The sequence below is a fragment of the Mycobacterium sp. TH-M15 genome (assembly GCF_057473705.1).
This window is the reverse complement of record NZ_JBYCLB010000294.1, coordinates 1-1,546: the sequence shown is the minus strand read 5'-3', so window position 1 is coordinate 1,546 and position 1,546 is coordinate 1. Positions and strand designations below refer to the sequence as shown.

Genomic DNA, 1,546 nt, shown 5'->3' with positions numbered 1-1,546 from the left:
GAACGCGGCGAACGGCTTTCCGCTGGTGACCGGCCCCGCGGAGCAGCGGGCCCCGATCAACCAGGTGCTGCCCGCCTGGGACGTGGCGTGCGGCCTGCACGCCGCCCTGGCGGTGACCGCCGCGCTGCACCGGCGGGAGCGCAGCGGCGTCGGCAGCCGGATCAACCTGGCATTGGAGGACGTCGCGCTGTCCACCGCCAGCGCTCTCGGGTTCCTCACCGAGGCGATGGTCAACGGCACCCGGCGGGAACCGATCGGCAACGCCGTCTACGGGCAGTACGGCGCCACGTTCACCAGCAGCGACGGGGTGGCGTTCATGGTGGTCACCCTCACCAGCCGGCATTTCCGGGATCTCGCCAACGTCACCGGAGCCGCCAAAGCCGTTGCCGCACTGGAGCAGGCACTTGGCGTGGACTTCGCCGACGAGGGGCAGCGGTATCGGCATCGGGACGTGCTGACCGGGCTGTTCGGCACCTGGTTCGCCGACCGCACCGGCGCCCAGGTCGCCGCGGCACTGGCCGGAACGTCGCTGCTGTGGGATCGGTATCGCAGCTTCCTGGAGGTCGCCGAGGACGACCGGCTGCGCGCCAACCCGATGTTCACCCCGCTGCACCAGCCCGGGATCGGGGATTACCTCGCGGCCGGGCCGCCGGTCTCCGTCGACGGCGCCCACCCCCCGGCGACGGCCGCCCCGGACCTGGGCGAGCACACCGTGGCGGTGCTCGCAGGCCGGTTGGGGATGAGCCGAGCCGAGGTCGAGCGGCTGGTCGAAGCCGGCACCGTGGCAACCGAACAAGGACAGAAGGGATAGCGATGCGCACACTGAGTTCGATCGACGAGTTGGTCGCGCTGAAGGGCCAACCCATCGGTAAAAGCGACTGGGTGACGATCACCCAGGAGATGGTGGACCTGTTCGCCGACGCGACCGGCGACCACCAGTGGATTCACGTCGATGCCGCGCGGGCCGCCAACGGGCCGTTCGGCACCACGATCGCCCACGGCTACCTGACGCTGTCGCTGCTGCCGCAGCTGACCCAGCAGATCTACCGCCTCGACGGCGTCAAGATGGGGATCAACTACGGCCTGAACAAGGTGCGGTTCCCGGCGCCGGTCCCGGTCGGCTCCCGGATCCGGGCCGAGGCTTCGGTGGTCGACGTCCAAGACCTCGGCGACGGCGCGTACCAGGTGACCCTGTCGACGACGGTGGAGATCGCCGGCGCCGCGAAGCCGGCCTGCGTCGCCGAGACCGTCGCCCGGTATCTGACCTGACCGGGGGGTGCCCCGGCGGGCCTCACCGAGTGGCAGCAGGGTCTCCGGCGGCATCCACTGAAGCGGACCGGTCGCCGCACACTGCCGGGCCTGGTCGTCGGTGATGTTGCGCGGATGGTGCCAGCCGGCGATTAGGCTGACCGGGTGTTGATCGAGGTCCGTCCCGGGCGGCAGGCGGACGTGGGCGAGTTGGCCCAGATGCTGGGCCGAGCGTTCTACGACGACCCGGTCACGACCTGGATGCTTCCGCGGGAGAAAGGCCGCGCCGCGCGGCTCT

2 protein-coding genes are annotated in these 1,546 nt (G+C 70.9%); both read left to right on the top strand.

Going from position 1 to position 1,546, the window contains the following annotated elements:
* Positions 1-811: CoA transferase (locus AC2VNT_RS06925; protein WP_486946147.1), on the top strand; the 811-nt coding region annotated here is incomplete at its 5' end.
* Between the two features lie 2 nt (positions 812-813).
* On the top strand, positions 814-1,269 hold the full coding sequence (locus tag AC2VNT_RS06920) for a MaoC family dehydratase (protein ID WP_486946146.1): 456 nt from the start codon (positions 814-816) through the stop codon (positions 1,267-1,269).
* Positions 1,270-1,546 lie beyond the last annotated feature (277 nt).

What these genes read in the sequence shown, in the direction of transcription:
- AC2VNT_RS06920 (WP_486946146.1), top strand. Translation starts at nt 814, where the DNA reads ATGCGCACACTGAGTTCGATCGACGAGTTGGTCGCGCTGAAGGGCCAA.